Origin of the sequence: Pseudomonas sp. BP6 (assembly GCF_017875935.1) — a bacterium.
Taxonomy (GTDB): Bacteria; Pseudomonadota; Gammaproteobacteria; order Pseudomonadales; family Pseudomonadaceae; genus Aquipseudomonas; species Aquipseudomonas putida_Y.
Genome location: NZ_JAGINI010000001.1, coordinates 1,711,722 through 1,735,345, shown reverse-complemented (window position 1 = coordinate 1,735,345; position 23,624 = coordinate 1,711,722). Strand labels below are relative to the sequence as shown.

The window sequence follows — 23,624 nt, the reverse complement described above, 5'->3', positions numbered from 1 at the left end:
TCCAGCATTCCCTTCTACACTGCCCGGAGTTTGCGCACCATGAGCGATATCAACCTGCTGCCTGCAGTCACCGCCTTCCTGGCGCGTGATCATGGCCTGTACATTCATGGCCAGACTGTCGTCGGCGAGTCCTCAAACCGCTTAGCGGTAGTCAACCCAGCCAATGGCCAAACCATCGCTCAAATCGCCGACGCCGACCAAGCCGATGTCGACCGTGCAGTGGACTCGGCGCGCCAGGGTTTCACCAATTGGTCGCATACCAGCCCAGCATCACGTGCTGGTGTACTCTTCAAGCTCGCCGACCTGCTTGAAGCCAATCGTGAAGAGTTGGCCCAGTTGGAAACCCTGCAATCGGGCAAGCTGATCGGCATTTCGCGCGCATTCGAAGTCGAGCAGGCCGCACACTTCCTACGTTACTACGCTGGCTGGGCGACCAAGATCACTGGCCAGACCATCACCCCATCTCTGCCTTCGTTCGCTGGTGAGCGCTACAGCGCCTACACCCTGCGCGAGCCAATCGGCGTGGTCGTCGGTATCGTGCCATGGAACTTCGCGACCATGATCGCCATCTGGAAGTTGGCCTCGGCGCTGACCACCGGCTGCAGCATCATCATCAAGCCCAGCGAGTTCACGCCCCTGACGCTTTTGCGTATCGCCGAGCTTGCCACTGAAGCAGGCTTACCGGCGGGTGCGTTGAACGTGCTGACTGGCGCTGGCCATGTGGGCAAGGCACTGATCGAGCACCCGGGCACCGACAAGGTATCGTTCACCGGCTCCGTACCTACGGGCATTGCTGTCGGCCAAGCTGCCATGGGCGCGAAGCTCACCCGTGCCACTCTAGAACTGGGCGGCAAGAACGCCGTGGCGTTCCTGCCAGACGTTGGCCCGGACAAAGCCGTCGACGGCATTATCGAGGCCGGCTTCCTGCACTCGGGGCAGATCTGTGCCGCCGGTGAGCGTTTCTATGTGCACCGCTCCCGCATCGACCCACTGCTCGAAGCCCTCTCCCAACGCCTGAGCCAGTTGAAGGTAGGGTCCCCGCTAGACGAAACCACGCAGTTCGGCCCGGTAGCCAACAAGCCGCACCAGCTGAAGCTTGCAGAACTGTTCTCCACGGCTCGCGCAGAGGGTAGCCAGATCATCCACGGTGGGCGCATCGGAGATGGCCCAGGATGCTTCGTCGAGCCGACAGTGATTCTTGCCAAATCCGCCAGCGATACCTTGCTCAATCAGGAAACTTTTGGCCCGGTGGCGACCTTCCTGCCTTATGACACGGAAGAAGAACTGCTTCAATTGATGAACGCGTCGCCGTACGGACTCAGTGCCAGCCTGTGGACCAACGACCTGGGCAAGGCCATGCGCCTTATTCCGGAAATCCAAGCCGGCACACTGTGGGTCAACATGCACACCCTCCTCGACCCAGCTGTACCGTTTGGTGGCATAAAGGCTTCCGGCATCGGCCGTGAGTTTGGTTCGGCGTTCATCGACGATTTTACCGAGCTCAAATCGGTCATGATCCGCTATTGAGGGGGCATGACATGTCGCATTGGCTACGCGAAAAACTCACCCTCACCCTCCCCCTGGCCATGCAGGCGCTACAGGCGGCGCTCGACACAGCCACTCAGCAGCAGGTCAGGGTCAGCCTGGCAATCGTTGATGGTGGTGGCCTGCCGATCCACACTGCGCATATGGACGGTGCACCACTTCCTGCACATGCCATAGCGCTGCGCAAAGCGCTTACCGCTGCAAGTTTCGGCATTGCCACAGCTGACTGGGGGCAACGCTTGGAGCACTGCTCCGAGGCGGTGCGCAATGGTTTACCGCTGCAACCAGGGATGGCCCTGTTCGGTGGCGGTGAACCTTTGCTCCATGCCGGACAGGTCATCGGGGCGATAGGCGTGTCTGGTGCCAGCGAGGCCATCGACACACTCTGCGCCAAGGCCGGCGCCCATCATGTTGCAGCCCTTCTACAAGCCTGATCGAACGCTGTAAATCTGTGCGTGGCCAAGGCGTGCAAGCGTCTTGGCAGCCAGAAACAAGACCTCGACCTGCACCTCACGCACTAATAAGCCGTCGCAGCCAACCGCGACGGCGCCCGCCAATGCGGGTGCCCACGTACAAGAAAGCGTCTTGTCAAAGGCGACTGACAACGAGGGAAGTGCAATGGTCAAACCGCAAACGCTGTCGAGCCTGGCCCTAGCGGCCTTGCTCGCCAGCCAGGTCGCGCCGGCTTACGAACTGTACGCCGACGAGGACAGCCATTTGAATGCTGACATGCTCGCGGTCTGGGGTATGTTCAACAGCCGCAAGAACTATGATGGCACGTCAGGAGGCTCAACCTGGCGGGAGGGCTTCATCAAGTATGGGCTCAGTGGCGACCAGGGCCTCGCTGGCAATGGTACCTTGTATGGAGCATTGAACTGGGTAAGTTCCGCGACGTGGGGTGACGGTGATGCCGTCGGCTACACTGACGGCTCAGAACGCACCACCAAGATCGAGGACGCCTATTTGGGCTGGCGCTCGGGCGACCTGGTGCCGCTACTGGGTAAGGATGGTGTAGATGTTTCCGCCGGCCGCCAGGTGATCCGCCTGGGCAGTGGCTTCCTGATCAACGACGACGGGCCGAACCTGGGCAACGGTGTAGCCGACGGTGCTCTGGATCGGGGGGGCGCCTACTACCTGGCAGCGCGCCATGCTTTCGACCGCACTGCAATACTGCGCCTGGGCGGCCAAGACGGTTTGCACGGCAGCCTGTTGTGGCTCAAATCCGACAACCGTGCCCAGGCCGAAACCGAACTTGCTGCCGGTACGCTGGACTACACCCACGCTCTGGGCACCCTGGGCCTGAACTGGATTCACGGCATCGATGTCACCGACCAGTGGGCCAGCGACTTCCAGAAGGCTCGCGAAGGCATGGATGTATACAGCGTGCGTGGCGAAGGTAGCGCTGGCGTCGAAAACGCTAGCTTCGCCTTTGAATATGCTTGGCAGGATAAACACGGCGGACCAGAAAATGCTTGGTACCTGCAGGCGGGTTACACCTTTACAGACTTGCCTTGGGCTCCGCAGTTGACCTACCGCTACACCCGCTACTCTGCCGAATGGGATCCTCTATTCAGCGGCTTGTCCAGTGGTTACGGCACCTGGTTCCAAGGGGAAGTTGCTGCCAACTATGCCGGTCCGTTCAACAGCAACACTGGCATTCATCATATTGGCCTGAAAGCCAACCCCTTGGAAAACCTCACAGTCGGAGCCCTCTACTTTGATTTTGATACGCTGCGTACCCGCGACAGCTTGAACCTCGATGCCCGCGAACTCGACCTGTACTTGGAGTGGGCCGTCAACGAGCACCTGATCATCAGCCCTCTGGTAGGTCTGTACAAACCGCGCAAGGATCAGGATAACGGTGGTAACCAGGTTGGCGGCAATGGTACCAATGTGTACAGCCAACTGACCGTGGCGGTGCCGTTCTGATCGAGTAGGAGGCGGGCTCACACCCGCCGTCCTCTCATACCACCGTGCGTACGGTTCCGTACACGGCGGTTCAGATCATGCGGCTAAGCCGGTTGATCATATCCAGTATCGAGACAAGCCCGAGTCAATCCCAGAGCTTCTTCGGCAGCGCCTGATTCATATGTGGCGCTCCAGAGTTCCACCATGGGCCGCGGCCATTGAAGGCCGACTTACAGGCACGCTCTTGACCCAGCCCAAGACGCATCAGGTGCGCGCCCTCATGGAGGGCCGCTTCCATTGGCGCCAGATAACGCAGCGAAGTTTGCGCCTGACCCAGCCGTCCAAATCCACAAGAGGCCGCTTGCTCTGGCTGAGCTTGAAGTAGCCAGCCCAGCCTCTCAGGACGGGGTTGATCCGCTCGATGACAGTCGCCATTTTGCGAGCCCGTACGCTGCGCAGCAGCATTCTGAGCCGGTCGCGTAAGCGGTCTAGGCTCATCCTTGCCACGCGCAGCCTTGGCTGCTGGTGCCAGCTCATCCCATAGCCTAGGTAGTCGCACTTCCACGCCCTTGCCACTTGGCTTTTCTTCCTGTTCACCGTCAGCTTCAGACGTTCTCTCAGGAAGCGCTCGACGCTGACCAACACCCGTTCGCCGGCCCGGGGACTGCGTACATAGATGTTCGCATCATCGGCATAACGTACGAAGCGATGGCCCCGTCGCTCCAGCTCGCGGTCGAGTTCGTCGAGCAGGATGTTCGACAGCAACGGCGAAAGCGGGCCGCCTTGCGGCGTCCCCTCCTGCCGTGGGCTGACGACACCGCCCGACATGATCCCGGCTTCAAGGTAGCGACGGATAAGCCTGAGTGCGCACTTGTCTTTGACCCGACGTTCGATGCAGGCCATGAGGATGTCGTGATTGACCCGATCGAAAAACTTCTCCAGATCGAGTTCCACGCCTGATGACCATTGAATGTGTAGCTCCGATCCTCGCGCCAGCTTTGGGCGGCATGATCGACGCGTATTTCGGCTGGCGGGCTGTGATGCTCGTACTGGCCGGCATGGGACTAATGGTATGGATCAACAATCTGTTAAACCTGCCGGAGACCCTGCCACACCACCAGCGTGAAACATTAAGCCTTAGCAGCGCTTGCCGAACCTACCTGACCATCCTCGCTGACCGACTTCTCCTACGCCCAGCCTTGGCGATGGCTGCCGTGTTTTTCTTCCTGCTCGCCTAAATAGGCGACGTAACGCTGGTGTACAGAGCACTTTGGCATGACCGCACAAGTCCTCGGCCTGCTTTTCGGTGCCACCGGCGTGTCAGTGATGCTGGACGCTATGTTTGACAGCCGACTGATCGGCCGCCTTGGCTTGAACAAGCTCAGTACGCTAGGGCGTGCGTTGCATGGTTGCTGGCGCCCTGCTGACCTTGGTTGGTGCAATGGTAGGCCTGGGATTGCCCGGTGTAGCCGATGGCATGGCGTTAGCTCTGTTCGGATTAGGCATAGCAGAACCGACGCTGATGTCGCTGGCAATGTCATCGCAGGAAAAATCCCTGGGCTCGACCGCCGCCTTGCTCGGCGCCATCCAGCTATCGGTGTCGTCCAGCGCCTCTCCATTGGCTGCGGTAGTGCTGCATCACGGCCCGGTTGCATGGACCGCACTTCTAGCAGTGAGCACACTGCTGGTCTGTGTGTTGACCACCTTGAGCCTACGAGACGTGCCAGCAAGCTATTCATTGGCTGGGCATTGAGGAAGTGCAATGAACAATCACGTCTTGGGCTACTTGATTTGCAGCGGAATTATCTTGCTTGGCGTGGTGTACCACCTAAGCGAATGGATACGTACCGAACGGCCGCGCCCCCCACCTGACGACCTGAATTGAAGACGAACCGACTGAGCTGGCACAGGGGGTCAATTGCTCTGGCAGACACAAACAAGACGACCTACCAGTCGTTAGCGAAACTGCCCATAACCTTGAGATCACCTGTCCGCCCGGTCCAGCCGGGTAACACAACAATAAAACCCAAATACGGCGGCCCCCCAGATACCGTCCGTGCAGTGAGACCCGCTATGACCTTCGACACCCGCATCGATTTCATCTACCTCTCCGAACAGGACATGATCCGCGCAGGCGTGACGGACATGCCCGCCTGCGTCGACACCATGGAAGAAATGTTCGGTTTGCTCTACCACGGCGACTACCGCATGGCCGGTCCGAACAGTGACTCGCACGGCGCGATGATCACCTTCCCCGAGCACTCGCCGTTCCCGAGCATGCCCAAGCCCACCGCCGACCGGCGCATGATGGCCATGCCGGCGTACCTGGGTGGCAGCTTCCAGACGGCAGGCGCCAAGTGGTACGGCTCGAATATCGCCAACCGAGAAAAAGGCCTGCCGCGCTCGATCCTGATGCTCACCCTCAACGACGCCGACACCGGCGCGCCGCTGGCGCACATGTCGGCCAACCTGCTGTCGGCCTACCGCACTGGTGCGATCCCCGGAGTCGGCGCCCGCCACCTGGCGCGCAAGGATGCCAAGATCATCGGCCTGGCCGGCCCGGGCGTGATGGGCAAGACCACCGTCGCGGCTTTCATGGCCGTGTGCCCGCAGGTCGACACCATCAAGATCAAGGGCCGCGGCCAGAAGAACCTAGACGCCTTCGTCAGCTGGTTGAACGCCACCTTCCCGCAAATCACCAATGTGCAGGTGGTGCAGACCCTGGAAGAGGTGGTCCGTGGGTCCGACCTGGTCAGCTACTGCAGCTCCGGCGAAGTCGGCGACCCGTCGCTGTATCCGCTGGTGAAGCGCGAATGGGTCAAGCCCGGCGCCTTCCTCGCCATGCCCGCCCCGTGCAGCATCGACGCGGGCATGGAACAGGCCGACGTGCGCAAGGTGGTTGACAACACCGGCCTCTACGAAGCCTGGTTCGAAGAGCTGCCCAAGCCGGCCCACAACCACGTGCCGCTGGTGGGCGTGCGCTTCATGGACATGATCGCCGAAGGCACCCTGCAGGCCGAGCAGGTCGAGGACATCGGCAAGATCATCGCCGGTGAAGCACCGGGACGCCTGAACGACGAAGAAATCATCCTAATGTCCGTCGGCGGCATGCCGGTGGAGGACGTCGCCTGGGGCACCGTGGTGTACCGCAACGCTATCGCGCAAGGCATCGGCGTCAAGCTCAACCTCTGGGAACAGCCCGTTCTCAACTGATCTCCACTTACCTACCGCCAAGGCTATTTCCATGACCCAAATCACCAAACTCAAGACCGGCTCCAAGTTCGAAGACATGGCCAGCTACTCCCGCCTGGTGGCGGTAGACAACTGGATCCACGTCTCCAACACCGCCGGGCGCAACCCGCAGACGCAGTTGATCGCCGACGACGTCATCGAACAGACCCACCAGGTGTTCGCCAACATCGAAACCGCCCTCGCCGCTGTCGATGCAAGCCTGGCTGACGTCATCAGCTCCCGGGTGTTCATCCAGCAACCAGAAGACGTGCCGGCCGTGATGGAAGTAATTGGCGCCAAGTTCCGCGGCATCGATCCCGCCACCACCGTCACCTGTCCACCGCTGGGTTCGACTGTTTACAAGGTCGAGTTGGAGGTCACCGCCTACCGCGGCGCCTCACGCGCCGACGTCAGGCTGATCCGCCTCGGCCAATAACCGCCACCCACCCTTCTCTCCGCCGAGTAACGCCATGTCCCCCGCCATCGATCCCGTCTTCACCTGCCCCCGCCACCCGGACGCGACTACCGTCGTGATCATCGGCGGCGGCATCATCGGCCTTACCGCCGCGCTGACCCTCGCCGAGCGCAACATTCCGGTGGTGGTGCTGGAAAAGGGCCGCATCGCCGGCGAACAGTCGTCGCGCAACCTCGGCTGGGTACGCAAGACCAACCGCCACGCCGACGACATCCCCCTGGCGCTTGCGGCCGATCGGCTGTGGGCCGAGATGCCGCAGCGGGTCGGCAGCGACGTGGGTTACCGGCAAGCCGGGATCATGTTCATCGGGCGCAATGACGCGCAGATGGACATGCACGAGCGCTGGCTGAAGAGCGTAGCGCACCTGGGGCTGGATTCGCGCTTGCTCAGCAACGGCGAAATCGCCCGTCTTGTGCCGGGCGGCAGCAGCACCTGGGCCGGCGGGCTGTACACCGCCTCCGATGCCCGCGCCGAGCCGACCCTGGCCGCCAGCGCCATTGCCCGCGCGGCGATGGCCAAGGGCGCGCAGATTATCGAGCACTGCGCGGTGCGCACGTTGCAGACCCATGCGGGACGGGTCAGTGGCGTTGTGACCGAACAGGGAGAGATTCGCTGTGACCAGGTGCTGCTGGCGGGCGGGCTGTGGTCGCGCAAGTTTCTTGGCAACTTGAAGATTGACCTGCCGACCTTGCCGCTGACCTGTTCGGTGTTGCGGACCGAGGCCATGGAGGGGCCGACGGATATTGCCGTCGGCGCGCCGGACTTTTCGTTCCGCAAACACAAGGATGGGGGTTTCATCATTACCCAGCGGGGCAAGCTCGATGCCTTCCTGACCTTTGACCATCTGCTGCTGGGTAAACGTTACTTGCCACAGTTGCGGGCACAGCGTGACTTTTTGAAGATCAGCCTGGGCAAGTACTTCTTCAAGGACCTGGCGTTGGCCCGGCGTTGGAAGGCGACAGACGCCAGCCCGTTCGAGCGGGTGCGAGTGCAGGATCCAGCGGCTAACACCGCGCTGAACAATGAGGCGCTGCGCAATCTGAGAAATGCCTGGCCGGTGTTCGAGCAAGCGCGGATTGCTTCGGCCTGGGCGGGGACCATTGATGTGACGCCGGATTCGAACCCAGTGATTGGCGCGGTGCCGAGCTTGCCGGGGTTGACCTTGGCGACCGGGTTTTCCGGACATGGATTTGGCACCTCGCCAGCTGCCGGGCAACTGGCGGCGGACCTGGTGGCGCAGCGGACGCCGTTGATTGACCCACGCCCCTATCGATTCGAACGGTTTAACTAATTTGATGTAAAAGCCGCTCTTGCAGAATGTGAGGAACCTAGTGTTCTGAGCGCTTAATTCATTAGCTTATTTTTCATCAACCTCAGCTTTGCCATGTGTGCCGAGCTGATGATGGCCTCTGCCGCCTTGTTCCATTTGTACGGCTTGGCCGGATGCTCGTTGTGAGTCGTGACCGCCTTGTGCATGAAGCAGCTTCAACCGCACCTGGGCCACCTGCCGCTGACGCACATCGATGACCAGGCGCTGGAGCCTTTTATCAGGGATCGGCAGACAGAAAAGGTTCTGCCAGGTGAGACCATTGCAAATGCCGTAAGCAATCGGACGATCAATATCGCAATTGAGCGCGCTGTTCGGGTGCTGACCCTATGCGCACGGAAGTGGCGAGACGATGACCGCCGGCCATGGCTCGACAGTGTGCTCATGCTGAGAAAGCTCGAAGAGAAGAAGTCGAGCCGCAAGCCCTACCCAATGTCATGGGTAAAGCAGTCGATCCTTTTCAACGAGCTGCCTGGCCACCTGCATACGATGGCACTCTTCAAGGTGAACACGGGCTGCCGGGAGCAAGAGGTGCGTGTGCATCCCTTGGAAGTAATCGATCTGTTCCTGCGTCTGCGGAAGCGGACCTTGTTGCCCTGCTTATCCGTGATGAAGTACAGGTTGTTCAGCCGCCAAAACCGATCCCGGAGCAGTTTCAGGTGCTCGGGCTTCATGGCCAGGCATCCTTCGATAGTTCATCCATCAACTGCGATAGCTCGTCGGCGTCTTTCGACTGCTCCTAGTCGTCCAGGCCGAATGCGGTGCGCTCAAGCACCTGCAGGTTCTTCATGGCCGAGGACAGCTGGAAAAGGGTTGGTGAGCAAGCCATCCATCAGCAGGTTTGCAAGGTTCGCGGCTGTGCGAATGTCGCGGCGGTGACTGCGAACAACCCTCGCGCCCTCTTCTGCCGCCTCCTCGATGATCTCGGCGTCCCGCTCAGGGTTCGCACATTGATCTTCGCGAACCTCGCCGCGAACCAGCGTGTTGCGAACCTCTTTGCGGACCTGCTTGGAAAGGTCCCGCTCCCAGCCTAACGCCTTGGCCTTCTTCCGGATCGCGGTGTCGCTCACCCCGTTGCGGTCAACGATGGTACGGATGGAAAGCGCCCCGGCCCGGTAGGCTCGTTCGATTACCTCCCAGTCGGGTTGCTTCGTTGTCATAAATTGTCTCAAGTAGACCTAAAGGCAGGATTGAAATAGTGGTGTGCTGCCAGTATTGGTTGGAGCCCACACCATCCAAGGAAGCCAAGATGACCAAATTGAGCTATGTGGTAACTCACTCACATATCAGCGAATTTCCAGAGCCCATGACCCTAAAAACCGGAGATCGGATTTTGGTTGGAGAACGATATGAAGGACCCGAAGGCTGGCCCGACTGGTATTTCTGTACTGTTCCTGGCCAACAATCCGGCTTTGTGCCGGGGCAGCTCCTTGACCGCCAGGTGGATGGTTCTGCAAAGATGCTGGAGGACTTCACCAACAGAGAGCTGGATGTTGTCGAGGGGCAAATACTGAAAGGCGAGCGTCAGTTGAACGGCTGGCTTTGGGCGGCAAGGACTTCAGACGGCGCAACTGGATGGGTGCCTTTAGCAAATATACAACCTCAAAATTAGATCGCCTGTCTAGGCAAGTGCTCGCCTTGGACCCAATCCCACACACCAGTGGCCGGGTGCAGCGTGAGCCAGAGTGAATCGAGCAGGTCGTCCGGTGGCATCAGTCTGCTCATACTCACTCCCGCGCCACGAAACGGCGCACGTCTATTCTGTGGCGCGGATCAGCTGAAGGCGTGACCGCGACGGGCCCAGGCATATGCGACCAACCCAGCGCTGAGCATCACGCCGAATGGGTTTACCCAATGGCCTTGCAGGGTGGTGACGAACGCGCCGAACCCGCTGATGGCCACCAGGTAGAAGGCGACACTCAGGTGGTGCTGAACAACGTGGCCAAGTCGATCATTGAAAGGCAGCGCGGGATCAGCAAGGAGTGGGTATTCCCATACAACGGCACCGCGATGCACCGGATGAACGACTCGGCATGGAAGAAGGCACGGGTGAGAGCGGCGAAACTCTGGCAGGAGGAAAACCTTCGCCCCGCTCACCCTGGATATGCCTCGATCAGGATTCACGACTTAAAGCACACCTTCGGTCGACGACTGCGGGCAGCAGGCGTTACTGAAGAGGATCGGAAGTCACTGCTCGGGCACAAGAACGGCAGCATCACCAGCCACTACTCCGGCGCTGAGCTGGACAAGCTGATTGAGGCTGCGAACATGGTATCAACAACTGACTCCCGCGGGCCGGTGTTGACGATCTTGAAGAGGAAAATCGGATGAAGTCCCGAAAAACTCCCCACATGCAAAAACGACAAAGCCACCCTAAGGTGGCTAAGTCGTTGAAATATATGGTCGGGACGGAGTGATTCGAACACTCGACCCCTTGCACCCCATGCGTGGCAGGCAGCCGTAGCTGCTTGAAAGCATTGGTTTTTCCGCCAGACGCTCGCTGCAACGATGTCTAACGATGAAGAACCGAACAGAACAAAGTCACTTCAAAAGTCACTGGCCCAGGCCAGCCCGCCCCCGGCGTTCTGCCGACCGTTTCCCTTCCTTTATATAGCTACCCACCGCCACGGCGGATTCCATCCACAACCGCCTCGCACGCCAGCCCAGCTATTCGACTTCGCTCAAGCGCTGTCGAGAGGTCTCCCGCCATTCGGTCAGACTCCTCAAGCAATCCCCCAAGCACCACGACGGCAGGGGTTCCTGCCTTGCGCTGCTGGGTAGCGATGGCACCGCAGGTTGCTGTTCTGCCGGCGCGCAGTCGGGCGATTTCACCGCGCAGCCCACCAGCAGCAGACTCAGCAGCAGCGGCCCGGCCTTGGGCCAGCTCCAGTTGTTGTCGTGCATTCTCACCCTCCTTGTCCGCCACGGCTTGGCGGCGCTGTTCTTCGGTTCTGGTCTGGGCAGCCGCGCGCCGATCACGCTCGGCGACCTGAAGGCGGTAGTTCGCCAGATCGGCCTGGGCGCTCGCTACATTCAGTTGCGTCAGCATCACCCGGTACTGCTGTCCACCGGCAACCAGCAACAGAGCTACCAGCCACCAGACCCAGGCGGGAAGCGGCAGGCTCACGCTGCCACCGCTGCCACAGCGGCCGCATGATTGCGCTTGAACTTGGCGCGCAGATCTTCGGGCTGGCGAGCGTATGCGCCGGGACGCCAGGTGCGCAGGTACAACTCCCAGGCGCCCTGCTCATCCGTGGTAGCGGGCAGCGGTTTGGGGTCGGTCCAGATCAGCAGGCGCGCCAGCGCAGCAGCCAAAATCGGGTCGCGGCCTACGGCCTGGTAGATCGAATCGGCGTTGAAGGCCACGGCACGTGCGCGGCACACCTCCCCTGCCAGTCTCTTCGATGCGGCATGAGTCATCACGCCGACAACGCCGCCGCCCTTCTCGAACTGATAGTCGCCGCGGGCTGGACCTTTGACCTGCTGCTCGAGGCGCTTGGGGTTTTCTTGCAGGCTGATGGCATGCAGCAGCACCCGGGCAGATCGAGAACCCATCTGCGGAGGAAGCAGGGCTAGTCCCTGGCGGATGTCGCTATCAAGTGGCATATGTGTTCTCCAGTTGTTAAAAAGCCCGCTCTGGGCGGGCTGGCGAAGTTCGGGCACAAAAAAACCGCCAATGGCGGCCGATACCCTGCGATCAAATTCAGGCGTTGATGCCCAGCCTTGCCAAGCGAACTCGAACCATGTCGATATTTGCCTGAATTTCTTCTGGGCTGTGATAAGCCGAGAAGATCGCAGCCATGGTGATATCGCATTCACCGGCAAAGCCAGAGGTCCCAGAACCGATCCGGTATTTGTTGCCGTTCAAGGCACGCTGGAGTTTGGTAGTACCTGTGAACGATACGCCGGCCGTGTGATCAGTCAGAACCGTAAACTCGCCAGTTTTCGCGCGAACGCTACGAATAGCCCAACTGGTCGGAACGATGCCGTTACCACTCACCCCAGCAGCAGCCGCAACACCTGAGCCATCGTTTCGGCTCGCTGAACCAGTGGCGGATGTAGGGTTGGCCAAGTAGATGTTTGCGCCGGCTGCCTGGCCTGTAATGCCTGGCGTTACCGACGTACCGGTGTACCCGCCTACCAGAATGGATCCGTCAGCGTTGCCGGTAGGGAGCAGAACACTTCGACCAACCACGATGATAGTGATCTCGTCAGTATCGCCCACCATGGTTTGAATGAAGTTCAACCCACCTTTGAATCTCGCATGTGATGCGAAAGCAGTCGGAGAGCCCATTACGACCGAGTTGGATTTGCCGGGCGCCTTGTTGATGTTGAAATTCGACACGCTGGAGTCGAATTCATGCCACAGCTCAAGCCCTCGATCCACATTAGGGACAACGAAGCGAGTGGGCGTGATTGGACCGTCGGTAATAATTGCTACACCCATTATCCTGTATCCTTTTTCAGATGATGTTCAGAGATGCGGCTGCTGTATATGCGCCGACCGCTTCGTACAAGCGTTGCCGTGACGATTGAATTGGGTGAATCGCATCAGTCCAATCACCGGTGTAAAAACCATCAGCCCCTGGAGATGTTGCCGAGAAGGCGTATCCGGACTCCGGATTGGTAAGGGCCCAGGTTGGGGCTATTATCAATTTTGGATCAGCAAGGTTAGCGGCGGCCTGCTGAATCGCACGGAGCATGGGCAAGTAATGCGTTTCCCAAAGAGCGTCACGCTCAGTGTTTATTGCAGTACCTGGGAACATGCGAACTATTTTTGCGGATGGCCATGCGGCCCGGATTTGAGCCTGGATGATGGTGTCGTTAGCCAGCACCACATCGTAAATGGTACCTGCAGTGCGATCCCGAACATCGTTGGTTCCAACCGAGTAGACCACGACGTCCGGTGCTTCAAGCCCGAAACGGCTCTGGTAGAAAGCCGGATCGAATACATAGCCGTTCCTGACGATTGAGCTTGGATCAGATCCAGTAGCTGCACGCAGGAATGGATTCCGCAGCATCTGCTCTGACTTGGTCATGTTCTCCAGGTAATTTGTTTCATCACCTGGGGCGATTACCAGCGCCCGATCGGTGATGGCGTACGTAAAGTCACCGGTTTCCCAGCCCTCGCGGCCCTCGCCGAGCTCGCCAGTGAAATCGTTCGGATTCGTCGGACTTGAAGAGCCACGCAGCGTGCCAATGCAGGTAGCAGTGATGTTAAGCGCTTGAAGTACTTGCTTCAGCAGAAAGCCACCCTGCCGATTCACGATGCTATCGCCGATCATCAACACCTTGACGGACGTAGGCGTCGACTGAACCGGTACGTTCTTCACAGCCACATTCAAGAAATGCCTGGCAGATGGAAGGGAGTTGCTGCGAAGGTTCAAGACTGCGTTGGCACCGAGTTTTCCAGGCGCGATTTTAAGGTCAGGGCCAGTCTCGCTAGCAGAGGTGGTGGTGCTACTCAGCGTCGCAGTTACCGAGCCAGCCAGGCTTCGCTTCGGCAGCAAGTTTTTAAGGTACAGCGTCTGTTCAAAGCCTTCAGCTGTGACCAGCAGTGGCGTGAACATCAGCCCCGAAGCAAATGGATCATCAGCCACTTGCTCAACATCGATCGTGCCTGAGAGATCCTTGATCAGGCCGCCTTCCCGGTTGGTGACATAGGCCCCGTCACGAGTTGTGGGTCTTTGCTCAAGCCAGCCGAAAAGCGCTCTGGCAGCGTCAGCATAAAGAACAGCGCCGCCTTCATTGTTGCGAATCACCGTTCGGCCGTCTTCTGTCGTCAGCCTCAGGCTCGGGAGAATTACGCTTTTGTTGGTGATTCTGGCGAGCCTACCACCCTCTTTGTTGGCCACCAGAACTGAAGTGGTTTCCGTTTCAGCAGATGGCGTATAGCCCTTGATACGGCCAACAGCTTTGCGAAGCGCGTCGGTATTCGGGTAGCTGTCGACAAAAACGCCGACGCCACCCTCGTTCCGGTAGACGTTCACATACTCGTCTTCAACGCTGGATAGAACGCTGAAGTTTGTGCCATCTCCGGTCCCAGCCAAGCCCTCTGCCAACGATGGGTACGGCATAGCGCCGCCGAGCAGAGTGGACAGATTGGTCATCACCATTGCGTTGGTTGGCCGCATCACGCCACCACCAACGTCCATCATCTTCACTTCGGGCGACAGAAGTAGCTCGTTTGTCGTCCCGACAATTCGGTCCAGCTCCTGAAGGGTCTGTTGGCCGCTCATCAAATCTTCCTCAATAAAAAGCCCGCACGTGGCGGGCCTGGTAACTGCTGCGGCGTCATGCCGGCGGGAACTGGTCGTCGTAGGTGTAAACGCGGGCGTCGTAGGGCATGCCCTTCATCGAGACGTTTCCGTCCTTCCCTGGGTCTGAACTGGTGATCAATGTTGGGTATGCCCATCGGGTGGCCGGGCCAAACAGGATGTGCGGTGGCTCAAGCGGAGGATCGACCACTGGCGTGAAGTCCAGCGCATCGACCCGAACGGTGTATTCGTCCACCTGAGTGGCCGTCCATGGTCCGGATAGCGTGCCGTCGAGCCTGCGCACGCCAATCCGGTGCTCTCCATCGGCGCTGAAGTCCAACGGCTCCGAAGAGGTCAGCAGGGTTCCCGACCCCGTCACCTCAAAGGCCAGCAGAATCGCGCTCTGGCACCGCTTTGGCGCGTCATCTGCAACGGCTGCAAAGCTCAAGTAGCCGCTGTTGCTGCCGTCCATCTCGGTTTCCCAGGTGTAGATGTCGGTCCGGAACTTCTGGTGGCCACGCCGGCGCATGCCGATGCGCCAGGCTCTGGCCTTATCGCTGACACCCGGCATCTTGACCTTCTCGACCTTGGTGCCAAGGTCACCTGGCCACCGGCACTCGACCGTTTCCCACGCCCAGGTGGTACGCGAGAAGAACTCCACATCTACGCCGTCGAAGTCGTTGATCGACGGCATAGCGCCGCTGATCTTGAGCATCTTGGTCATGTTCTGTGGCGAGTAGGTCTGCGTTTTCGGGCCGTAGGTCACGTCGAACGCGGCCCGGGCACTGTCTCGAACCGGGCGTAACAGGCCCCGGAAGGTCACCAGCTCCCCGAAACCGCACGCCAGGGCGTTGTTGATCATGTCCTTGACGGTGATCGTCGACTCCAGCGTCTCGTCGTAGGTGTCACCCCGGGCTACGCAGATGTTGTGGAACGCCTGCCACTCCGGCAGATCCAGGTCATCATCCGTGTACCCGCGCTGCTTCAGCTGGTAGATGCACCAAGGCACGATGTCGCGGCTTAGCCCGGTACCACCTTCCATCAGCGGCAGAATGCGGGTCACCTCTACACTGACCTGGCTCTCGGATTGCGCAGAAAGCCGGTCACCGCCACGGATGTTGCAGGTCATCACCGTCAGGCCGGGGTAGCTGGTGGGTGAGTTCTGCATCCGCCCGCGCAGGTCCGTCCAGGTGGCGTCATCCCGCGCTTCATCGTTGATCCGGCCGGGCCGGTCCACGTACTGCTTGCGGATACGGGCCTCGGCTCGCATTGCGTATGGCAGCGTGATTCGCTCGGTGAAGCCTTGAGCATCAAGTGAGCCGCCCACGTTCATGTACTGGAGCTGCGTCCAGGCACCGGCCACGTCCATGTCGCGGTACTCGAACACGTAGTAGGTTGGGATCTCGTAAATCTGCCCTTCCCGACCGATACCGGCCAGGCCATTGGCGTAGGTGACAGTCCACTCCAATTGGGTGACCTTCTCGTTTTCCGGGCAGCAGGCGAATGGCCCACGGTAGCCGCCCTGCAGGTTCGAAGCGTCCAGCGTGATGAGGCCGTTCACGGTCTGCATGACGTTGAAGCCGGGCCAGCCGGCGTCGGTCGATCCGGACGAGGTCAGGCGCTCCACCTCGAGCAGGTTCGTGCTGTAGGCAGTGATCCGGTAACGCAGGCCGCGCGGCCCTATGGTGGCCAGGCCCTGCCCGAGCGCCAGGCCTACCACCGGAGATCCTCCGTCGTAGTCCAGCGTCATTTCCGCTGGCTGCTCGGGAATAGCGCTGGTCGTTGCTGTGCCGGTAACGCCGACAGGAGACGACCCCAGAATGGTAGATGCACCGGTCGCAGTGATGGTCTGGCCCGCAAACGGGGTCAGCTCAACGAAGCGCAGAAGTCCGCTGCTCTGCTGCGCCTGGAATGGCGTCCCGCTGAGCAGGGTATTCAACGCAGACACCAGGCCGGTGAGGTCGGTCGTCGCCGTGTTGAGCGTGATCGGATACGTCGACGCGCCGCGGACCAGGCTAAAGCTCAGCGGCGTGACGTCGAAGTCATACCGGCTCGGTGCGGCTGAGCCGGTCAGCGTCGACGCGGTTCCAGGGTTGGCCGGCACTGCTGGGCTGTATGGCGTGTAGCTGTGCACCACATACAGGCCCGCATTCGCCCCAGCCACCTCGATGAGCATGCCCGCCGTTGGGTTCAGCATTTCCAGCGGGCCACGGATGATGTCGCGCCCGGCTCCACCGTCAATCACCGTGTAGGTATACGGCGCAAGCACACGGACGATGATGCCGTTCGACCAGTCGGCTGGGAACTGGCCGGAGCCAGCCGGCACACTTATGGTGTCGCCAACGAACTGGTACGCCGAAGCCGTGGCCGACCTGGTGAGGTCGGTGGCCATGGTCAGTTCCAGGCCGGCTGAGCCGCTGGAGCTTGCCCCTACCTCAGGAACGTTGAACCAGTTGATATGGGCCGGGTCGCCCGACAGATCAGCGCCTGGCGGGTAAATCGTGAACGTTGCATCGGATCCCAGAGAGATCAGCGGGGTTTCGCCTACCTTGACCTTGGCCAGCGGTACCTCGTACTCGCCTTCGCCGATGTACAGCAGCATTTCCACGCGCTGGTCACGCGGGGCGACATGCGCCCGGCGGGGTTGGGTCAGGTACGACGGATAGACCCGCTGGTGCCCGGCGATCTGGCGCACTGGGTCACCCAGCTTGACCTTGTTGCCCTTGGCGCTGGCCTCGGTCAGGGGGTCACCCTGCTGGGTGCCGGCGCTGGATGGCATGCCGGGCATCTTGGGCGTAACTAGCTTGGCAAACGCTTTCACCCCAGCAAAAAGGGTGAAACCCATGAATGCCTGCTCCAGTCCTTTCGGCTCTCGGTAGATCTGGAGCAGGTCAGAAGGCTTGAATTTGACCTTGTGCCATAGACGATGCTCGATAATCTCGTCGTTCAGCACCACGCTGATTGGCGGGCTTTCCCGGCGCTCGTAGGACTTGGCCAGGGACTTCAGCCACTCCTCGATCGTCATGCGGCGATCTGTCTTCCACGTGCCCATCGGGGCAGTATTAGACATCTTGTTCGGATAGAACTCGACAGTCATCGGTAGTACACCACCCTTGGGAATGCGGCTTCAAAGTCGCCAGTTGTCCGGAGGCAGGCGCCGCCGGGGTTTGTGTCCAGCACCTTCAGCCTTCCCTCGCTTTCCACCACCACGCCGACGTGCAGGCACAGAGCGCCGCGGAACACGGCAGCAATGGCCCCGGGCTCCGGAGAGCACTCCTCCATGCCCTGTCGCAGGTCGTGATACGCCTCGGTGTTGGCCCTGAGCTTGTTCTTGCCCACGGCGCCCAAGCTGGGCAGCAGCGGCAGGCCGAACACCTCATGGCGAACAGCGATGCACAGGCCCCAGCAATCGAAGGCAATAGGCCCCCGTGCACCCTCGCGATACGGGGCGCGCATGAATTTCTCGATCATGGTTAGAGGTACTTCAGGCCAGGTGCCAAGGTAGTGGTCAGCACGGTGCGCAGACCGTTGGTGTTGAGCAGGTCGAAGAAGCCGGCGGTGAGCTTGGCCACATCGTCTTCGTACTCCCGGCTGAGCAGCGTCATGCGGTACCGCTCTTGCGGGAACGTCAGGTCTTCGGCCAGGTAACGTCGGAAAGTGATGATGAAGCGATCGTCGGCTGCTTTGGCCTCCTCCACGACCTCCTGTACCTCGCCCGTGACGTTGTCCAGGCCAAGCACCAAGTTCTGGAACGCGCTGTTGTCGTTCTTCGGCAGGGCCAGGTCCATGGCCATTGCGACGAAGGTCAGCGTGCGGCCGTCCTCGGTGATGCACACCCGGTCTTCCCAGCCAGAGCAGTAGCAGTGAGAGACCGTGCCGCCCTCCTTCCTCGCCTCGATCGTGTCGACCAGCTCCCCACGCCCCGAGGCGTAGCATTCTTCTATCAGGCTCATCCGAAGTAATCCGTATGCCATTTCTCAAGGATGGATTGCAGGCCGGCGTTGAACTGGTCAAGCGGCATGCCCAGGTAGGCGCCGAGGTACTGGTCCTCGGTGTAGACCGGCCGTTTCTTGAACTCCAAGCGAGCAGAGAACCGCCAGCGCTTGATCTGAGCCAGTTCACCGCCGGTATACATACCTTTGAAGTGCACCAGGTGCACCTGCATACCCAGCGGGGTCTGAAGTGGCATCTCGAACCACTCGACGCCAAGGTTCAGAGCCCAGGTATGCCAACCCTCGAACAGCGCAGCCTCTTCCTGGCTGAAGTTGAATGTGAACTGAGCGGAGGTCGGGGGATTGCTGGTTACCCGTCGATACCGCGACCGCCCCGTGACCATCTGCGTAGCCCGCATCGGATCAACCGTGCTCAGGCCATACCCCTCCTGCAGAGGAAGTGGCAATTCTGCCGGGTATTGAATCATTGCCATTCCTCTTCAAGGGCATGGCCTAGATAGCAATTTGACAGCTATCTGACCTATGCTCGACCGCCTCCGCTTCCCGGGCGTGAGGGCCCAGCAAGGGAGGTGGGGTTTCTAGGTAAATAAGGAGAGAAACATGACCGGACGACACAACGTCGCCAGAGACGAACTGAACAAGTTCAAATCACTACTGGGCGAATACGGGGAACTTGATTCTAAGGATGAGAGGTGCAACGCATTCCTTCATCAAGCCCTGGGCCGCCTAGGCTCTGCGATCGATCTCATCCTGAAGGACATCGAGCGCATCAACGACGAAAGGTCGAGTACTCAGGAGGTGGGTCAGCAGAACTAACACAGCTCGGCGCTAGGCCTATGCCTTGCGCCGAACCCTGATAGCTGCGTCATCTCGCACGTCACGGTTTTCCTGAATCGACTTGCGAGCACGAATGTGCACGAGACCTTTGCTTTCTACCTGAATCCCGTGCTCGCTGCTATCCAGCGACTGCTGGGTCCATGCCCCCTTGAATGCAGGCGCCCAATCAGAACCGTTCTGAGACGTTTCTACTTCGACCTCGGACGTAGCAGGCAGGATCTCGCCATCTCGGGTGATGGTTGCCAGCCCCCACTGGAAACACACGCCAAGATCAAAATCAGCGAGGTCGACCAGTTCACCGCGGGTGATCTCGACCCAGTCATGATCCAAGAGGAATGACATCGCCCGGCCAGCCGGGAATTTGGTTTCTGCTGCGACTTGCTGTTCCATGTGAATCTCCTGATTTGTGTATTAGCTGCCGGTTCGCCGAGCCCCGTATGCGCCATCATAGGCATCCACGACATCGCCATATCCTGTCGCGAACTGGTTTGCCACCTCTTCGACAGCCCCCTTAACGGCAGCTCTGATGATGATGTCCGTATCTCCGTTCGAGCGTTGGCGTGTCTCTACCTGGCTGTTGGTGTAGTTGTGGACGTTGATGTTTTGCTGCATCCCAGCTGCGTTGGCGGTCCCGGATTGAGATCCGCCGGCCATGCGCGCCGAGGTGATGGGCGTGACGTTGCCGGTACGCAGCGCCTCGACTGCAGAGACACCGCCAAAGCGGCGGATGTCAGCCTGGGACCAGACCACTTCACCTTTGTGCACCACGCCGGCCGGCTCATACTTACCGCCCGCACCGGTGTAGCCGCCCTCGGAGAAGCCTTTGAGCAGGGCATACGCCGCAACCAACGCGCTGCCGCCCACAACAGCCGCGGCGCCGAAGGTACCAATCGATGCCGTGAGCGCAGCCGGAGCCCAAGACGCCAGCGTCTCAGCTGCTGCAGCCAGGTTGGCGGTCAGGACAGTGCCGATCGACGACAGGCTACTGGCTGTCGTGACAGCGTCCGTGGTCAGCTTGGCCGTGGTCTTGACGCCTTCCGCCGCGACCGTCTCAGTTGCCTCAGCTTCGATCCCTGCAAGCTTGAGGGCCTGCATGACAAGGAAGCGAGCTGTGATTTCCGAGAAAGCGCTGAGCATCGAGTTGGCAATGTCTCCGGCAAGATTGCCGAAGGCATCACTGAGGCTTTCCGTGCCCTTGACCAGCCCTTGGATGCTGCCGGAAATCGACGAGGTGGCGTCACCCAGAATCGACTCGGTCGCGTCCCTGGCCTGCTCGTTGTAGTTGGTGGCGAGATCGACGTAGTTCTGCCAGGACTCCGACACACCGATCAGCCACTCACCACGCATTGCATCCTGCGCTGCGTAGTAGTTCTGCTGATCAACCATGCGCGTGGCCAACGCCGCACGCAGCGCCTCGGTCTCGCCCTTGTAGAGGTCGGTGTCCTCAGCGGTGGGGTTCTTGATCTTGTTGTAGTCGCGGGTCAGCTTGTCCAGTTGCTTCTGATAGTCCTGGCGGATCTTCAGATCGTCCTGCAGGCGTCGACGCAGGCGGTCGCTTTGCCCTGCACCAGCCAACTCTACCGCCTGCCCCTCTCTCGAAAGCTCAAGCTGCGACTGCAGGTTCTCCCTGAAAGCCTTCAGCTTTGCCTCGTTCTCAAGTCGCGCCTGGGTCAGCTGGTTGGCCTTCTCCAGTTCAGCATTCTGTTTCTGTTGCGCCAGGTTCAGCTCAGCCATCGCCAGAACCTGCTTCTGCGACGTGGTGAGGGTCTTTTTCTCCTTGAGGTTGGCGATCTCGGTTTCGAGCTCGATCAGCTTGCGCGCCTCAGTGCCCAGCTTCTGGGTCTGGTCGACCTCGCCGGCAATTACGCGGCTCTGTTGCTGCAGCACGGCATACCGCTGCCGGGCGTCATCCAGCATGCGCTGGCCGGCGTCCTCTCTGTACTGCGGACCTTTTGGCGTCCTTGGGTCTTTGTATTTCTCGTTGATCGCCGCGATATCTTTGGCTTGTTGCTCGGCGGAGATAAGCAGCGACTTGTCGCCAGAAGCACGAGCCTGCGCAACCCTGCGCTCGACCAATAGTCGGTATTCACCAAGCTCGCGGGCGCGCTTGGTGGCGTTGTCCTCGGTCTCCTTGCGAAGCCTATCCAATGCGACTTGATCGTCCAGCGCTTGTTGTTGCTGTTGCTTGGCAAATCCTTGGGCCATTGCCCGCCTGTCATTCTCAGCCTTCTGTATCAGCAACTGAGTTTCTTCAGCCTGAAGGGACTGCTTCCGATAATCGTCGTTCGGGGTTAGGTTCGCGAATGGATCGGCCTGCCTTCCCTGGGGATTCCGCTTACTTCTGAGTGACTCGCTTTCGGCAATAGCGTCAAGCTGGGCGCGCAATTCTTTGAGCTTTTCGTCAAGAGTCTTCTCGCGTCCGACATTGAGAGCAGCGTCCCAAGCCGCCTTGGCGGCTCCGGTTACTGCTTTCCAGCTCGCCTCGATATAACCGAGGTTCTCCCGGACGCCTTTCGAGGTCCTGCTCAGGCCCTGCTCATAAGCATCGTTAGCAAGTTGCGCGGCTTCCTGGGTTTTCCCCTGCTCCTGCAGTGCCTTGATCTGCGCGTAGGTCGAAGTCGTAAGGAAATTCATCGACTCGTTGAGCTTCAGGATCTCGGCCACTGGATCTTTGGCGATCTTCTCGAAGTTCTTGACAGTCTCCTCTGCGGCCTGGCCCGTAGCTGACTCGAAGTCGATAGCCGCCCTGGTGATCGACTCAAACGACGAAACCGATATGCGGGTCGAGGCAGCAAGTTGGGCCAATACGGCCGCGGCTTTACCCACTGTGCCGCCGGTTGCAGAAACCTGCTGGGCCATCCCGGCAAGTTGCTCGGTAGTCGTGCCGGCCGTATTGCCGGTCATGGCGAGGGAAGCGTTGAACGCTGTTGCCTCATCGCTTCCTTGCTTGTAGGCCAGCGCAAGAACCGCCGCGGCCGCTGCTGCTACCGTGAACGGGTTGACCAGCCCAAGGATATAGCTGCTTGTTGCTCTGGCAGCCTGGCCCATCCCGCCAAACGAATCCTTGATCTGCGAACCTTGCTGCAAAAACACTGTCAGCGGCGACTGTCCGGCCTGCAAGCTGATCACAACGTCGCTGAACTGCGCCGGCAACATTCTGAGCGCCGCGGCATTCTGCTTCGCAGTGTTCCCGGTACGGCTCAGAGATTGATCGAACCCCGTGAGGGCCGCGCGGGCCTGGTCAATCTTTGTTTGATACAGACTGAAGGTCTCTGCATCAAGAGCGCCTCTTTTCTTCTGCTGAGCCAGCTTGCGCTCCTGCTCGTCGAGCCGATTCAGCGCCTTGGTAGTAGGGTCAATGCTGGCCAGCAACTCCTGAAGTTCTGCGGCGTGCGCAGCCGTGCTCACTTGTGCTTGGCGGTTCGCCTCGGCAACTTTCATGCTGGAGTCAGCAAGTTTGCCTTGGTTTGCGGCCAGAACCATTGTCCCAGAAAGCAGCCCCTGCTCAGCTTCAGACAGCCCGGTGGCCACGCTTGCTAAGTTGCGCTGTTCTTGGGCTGCCTTTACCGACGCTTCGGCAATCGCCAGGATTCTCGCCCTGGCCTGTTCGGCTGTTTCGCCAACTACCTTTTGAGCATTTGATACGCCCGCAAGCGCATTCAGTGATTCCTGCAATTTCCTATTGTAAGATTCGTAGGCCGCCTGGTTGATCTGACCGGAATCCCTGGCTTTGACAAGCGCCAATTCTTGAGCAGCAAGGTCGTTGAGCTTCTTTGTCAGAGGCTCGATCTTGCCCAGCAGGCTGTCCAGTTCTTTTCGCTGAGCTGCAGCCGCTTTAGCTGCGGCTTCAGCGCTTTTTGCTGCAGAATCGCTGGCTGAAGTGGTCTTGTCATTCGCGGCCTGCACCTTGGCCAGAGACATGGCCAGATTAGAGTACTCGCCACCCGATTTTCGCAGCGTGGAATTTGCTCTAACACCGACCTGCTCCAAAGCCTCAAGCGCTGCCCTGACGCTGTTGACTTGTTGCTCAGCGCTTCTGCCATCAACCTCCAGCTCAAGCCTAGATTTCAAAGCCATGTCACTCTCCGGAA

At 59.8% G+C, this 23,624-nt stretch carries 20 protein-coding genes and 5 pseudogenes; 12 read left to right on the top strand and 13 right to left on the bottom strand.

Annotation, left to right across the window (positions count from 1 at the left end; all coding sequences use genetic code 11):
• Positions 1–39 precede the first annotated feature (39 nt).
• From J3A98_RS07980 to J3A98_RS07970, 3 genes are all read left to right on the top strand, one after another.
• Positions 40–1,527, top strand: a complete 1,488-nt coding sequence (locus J3A98_RS07980; protein ID WP_209965189.1) for an aldehyde dehydrogenase family protein — start codon at positions 40–42, stop codon at positions 1,525–1,527.
• Positions 1,528–1,538: 11 nt separating this feature from the next.
• Positions 1,539–1,979, top strand: a complete 441-nt coding sequence (locus J3A98_RS07975; protein ID WP_176684742.1) for a heme-binding protein — start codon at positions 1,539–1,541, stop codon at positions 1,977–1,979.
• Between the two features lie 184 nt (positions 1,980–2,163).
• Positions 2,164–3,474, top strand: coding sequence for a hypothetical protein (locus J3A98_RS07970; protein ID WP_209965186.1), 1,311 nt, complete (start codon positions 2,164–2,166; stop codon positions 3,472–3,474).
• A gap of 124 nt (positions 3,475–3,598) precedes the next feature.
• Here J3A98_RS07970 and J3A98_RS07965 read toward each other — a convergent pair.
• Positions 3,599–4,407, bottom strand: a pseudogene (locus tag J3A98_RS07965) (reverse transcriptase domain-containing protein); the annotation flags it as partial.
• 5 nt (positions 4,408–4,412) lie between these two features.
• Here J3A98_RS07965 and J3A98_RS26835 point away from each other — a divergent pair.
• The 6 genes and pseudogenes from J3A98_RS26835 to J3A98_RS26825 all read left to right on the top strand — a co-directional run.
• Entirely contained in the window at positions 4,413–4,691 is a 279-nt protein-coding gene (locus J3A98_RS26835; RefSeq protein ID WP_245355191.1) for an MFS transporter, read from the top strand.
• Between the two features lie 167 nt (positions 4,692–4,858).
• Positions 4,859–5,206, top strand: a complete 348-nt coding sequence (locus tag J3A98_RS26830; protein WP_245355193.1) for a hypothetical protein — start codon at positions 4,859–4,861, stop codon at positions 5,204–5,206.
• A gap of 320 nt (positions 5,207–5,526) precedes the next feature.
• A complete protein-coding gene (locus tag J3A98_RS07955) occupies positions 5,527–6,666 on the top strand; it encodes a tyramine oxidase subunit B (RefSeq protein WP_209965184.1) in 1,140 nt (379 codons plus the stop codon).
• A gap of 31 nt (positions 6,667–6,697) precedes the next feature.
• The gene (locus tag J3A98_RS07950; protein ID WP_176684745.1) at positions 6,698–7,120 is read left to right on the top strand and encodes a RidA family protein; all 423 of its coding nucleotides are present in this window, start codon (positions 6,698–6,700) and stop codon (positions 7,118–7,120) included.
• Between the two features lie 34 nt (positions 7,121–7,154).
• Positions 7,155–8,450 (top strand): FAD-binding oxidoreductase, encoded by a 1,296-nt coding sequence (locus tag J3A98_RS07945; RefSeq protein ID WP_176684746.1) that lies wholly within the window; start codon positions 7,155–7,157, stop codon positions 8,448–8,450.
• 168 nt (positions 8,451–8,618) lie between these two features.
• Positions 8,619–9,020 (top strand): annotated as a pseudogene (locus J3A98_RS26825) (site-specific integrase); the annotation flags it as partial.
• Here J3A98_RS26825 and J3A98_RS26820 read toward each other — a convergent pair.
• A pseudogene (locus J3A98_RS26820) lies at positions 8,997–9,160 on the bottom strand (terminase); the annotation flags it as partial. The pseudogenes J3A98_RS26825 and J3A98_RS26820 sit on opposite strands and share 24 nt — an antisense overlap.
• Positions 9,157–9,646, bottom strand: a pseudogene (locus J3A98_RS07940) (hypothetical protein). The pseudogenes J3A98_RS07940 and J3A98_RS26820, both read right to left, overlap by 4 nt.
• Before the next feature lie 89 nt (positions 9,647–9,735).
• On the opposite strand from J3A98_RS07940, the gene J3A98_RS07935 reads away from it, so the two are divergent.
• On the top strand, positions 9,736–10,098 hold the full coding sequence (locus tag J3A98_RS07935; RefSeq protein ID WP_209965182.1) for an SH3 domain-containing protein: 363 nt from the start codon (positions 9,736–9,738) through the stop codon (positions 10,096–10,098).
• A 311-nt stretch (positions 10,099–10,409) separates the two neighbouring features.
• Positions 10,410–10,817, top strand: a pseudogene (locus J3A98_RS07930) (tyrosine-type recombinase/integrase); the annotation flags it as partial.
• A 283-nt stretch (positions 10,818–11,100) separates the two neighbouring features.
• Here the strand turns inward: J3A98_RS07930 and J3A98_RS07925 are convergent.
• From J3A98_RS07925 to J3A98_RS07890, 8 genes are all read right to left on the bottom strand, one after another.
• Entirely contained in the window at positions 11,101–11,613 is a 513-nt protein-coding gene (locus tag J3A98_RS07925) for a DUF2514 family protein (RefSeq protein ID WP_209965180.1), read from the bottom strand.
• Positions 11,610–12,092: a hypothetical protein gene (locus J3A98_RS07920; RefSeq protein ID WP_209965178.1), complete on the bottom strand. Its 483-nt coding sequence runs from the start codon at positions 12,090–12,092 to the stop codon at positions 11,610–11,612. The genes J3A98_RS07925 and J3A98_RS07920 overlap by 4 nt, the downstream gene beginning before the upstream one ends.
• A 97-nt stretch (positions 12,093–12,189) precedes the next feature.
• The gene (locus J3A98_RS07915) at positions 12,190–12,933 is read right to left on the bottom strand and encodes a hypothetical protein (protein WP_209965176.1); all 744 of its coding nucleotides are present in this window, start codon (positions 12,931–12,933) and stop codon (positions 12,190–12,192) included.
• A gap of 16 nt (positions 12,934–12,949) precedes the next feature.
• Positions 12,950–14,725, bottom strand: coding sequence for an SGNH/GDSL hydrolase family protein (locus J3A98_RS07910; RefSeq protein WP_209965174.1), 1,776 nt, complete (start codon positions 14,723–14,725; stop codon positions 12,950–12,952).
• Positions 14,726–14,780: 55 nt separating this feature from the next.
• Positions 14,781–17,840, bottom strand: coding sequence for a host specificity factor TipJ family phage tail protein (locus J3A98_RS07905; RefSeq protein WP_209965173.1), 3,060 nt, complete (start codon positions 17,838–17,840; stop codon positions 14,781–14,783).
• The gene (locus J3A98_RS07900) at positions 17,837–18,214 is read right to left on the bottom strand and encodes a hypothetical protein (protein ID WP_209965170.1); all 378 of its coding nucleotides are present in this window, start codon (positions 18,212–18,214) and stop codon (positions 17,837–17,839) included. Before J3A98_RS07900 ends, J3A98_RS07905 begins: the two co-directional genes overlap by 4 nt.
• Positions 18,215–18,216: 2 nt before the next feature.
• Positions 18,217–18,696 carry a DUF1833 family protein gene (locus J3A98_RS07895; RefSeq protein ID WP_209965168.1) on the bottom strand — a complete coding sequence of 160 codons (480 nt, stop codon included), beginning with the start codon at positions 18,694–18,696 and terminating at the stop codon, positions 18,217–18,219.
• Positions 18,693–19,163: a transposase gene (locus J3A98_RS07890; protein WP_209965167.1), complete on the bottom strand. Its 471-nt coding sequence runs from the start codon at positions 19,161–19,163 to the stop codon at positions 18,693–18,695. The genes J3A98_RS07895 and J3A98_RS07890 overlap by 4 nt, the downstream gene beginning before the upstream one ends.
• A gap of 133 nt (positions 19,164–19,296) precedes the next feature.
• Here J3A98_RS07890 and J3A98_RS07885 point away from each other — a divergent pair, with 133 nt between their 5' ends.
• Positions 19,297–19,512, top strand: coding sequence for a hypothetical protein (locus J3A98_RS07885; protein WP_209965165.1), 216 nt, complete (start codon positions 19,297–19,299; stop codon positions 19,510–19,512).
• Positions 19,513–19,530: 18 nt separating this feature from the next.
• Here J3A98_RS07885 and J3A98_RS07880 read toward each other — a convergent pair whose 3' ends face one another.
• Both J3A98_RS07880 and J3A98_RS07875 read right to left on the bottom strand, forming a co-directional pair.
• On the bottom strand, positions 19,531–19,923 hold the full coding sequence (locus J3A98_RS07880) for a hypothetical protein (RefSeq protein WP_209965163.1): 393 nt from the start codon (positions 19,921–19,923) through the stop codon (positions 19,531–19,533).
• A 21-nt stretch (positions 19,924–19,944) separates the two neighbouring features.
• A complete protein-coding gene (locus tag J3A98_RS07875) occupies positions 19,945–23,610 on the bottom strand; it encodes a phage tail length tape measure family protein (RefSeq protein ID WP_209965161.1) in 3,666 nt (1,221 codons plus the stop codon).
• Between the last annotated feature and the right edge of the window lie 14 nt (positions 23,611–23,624).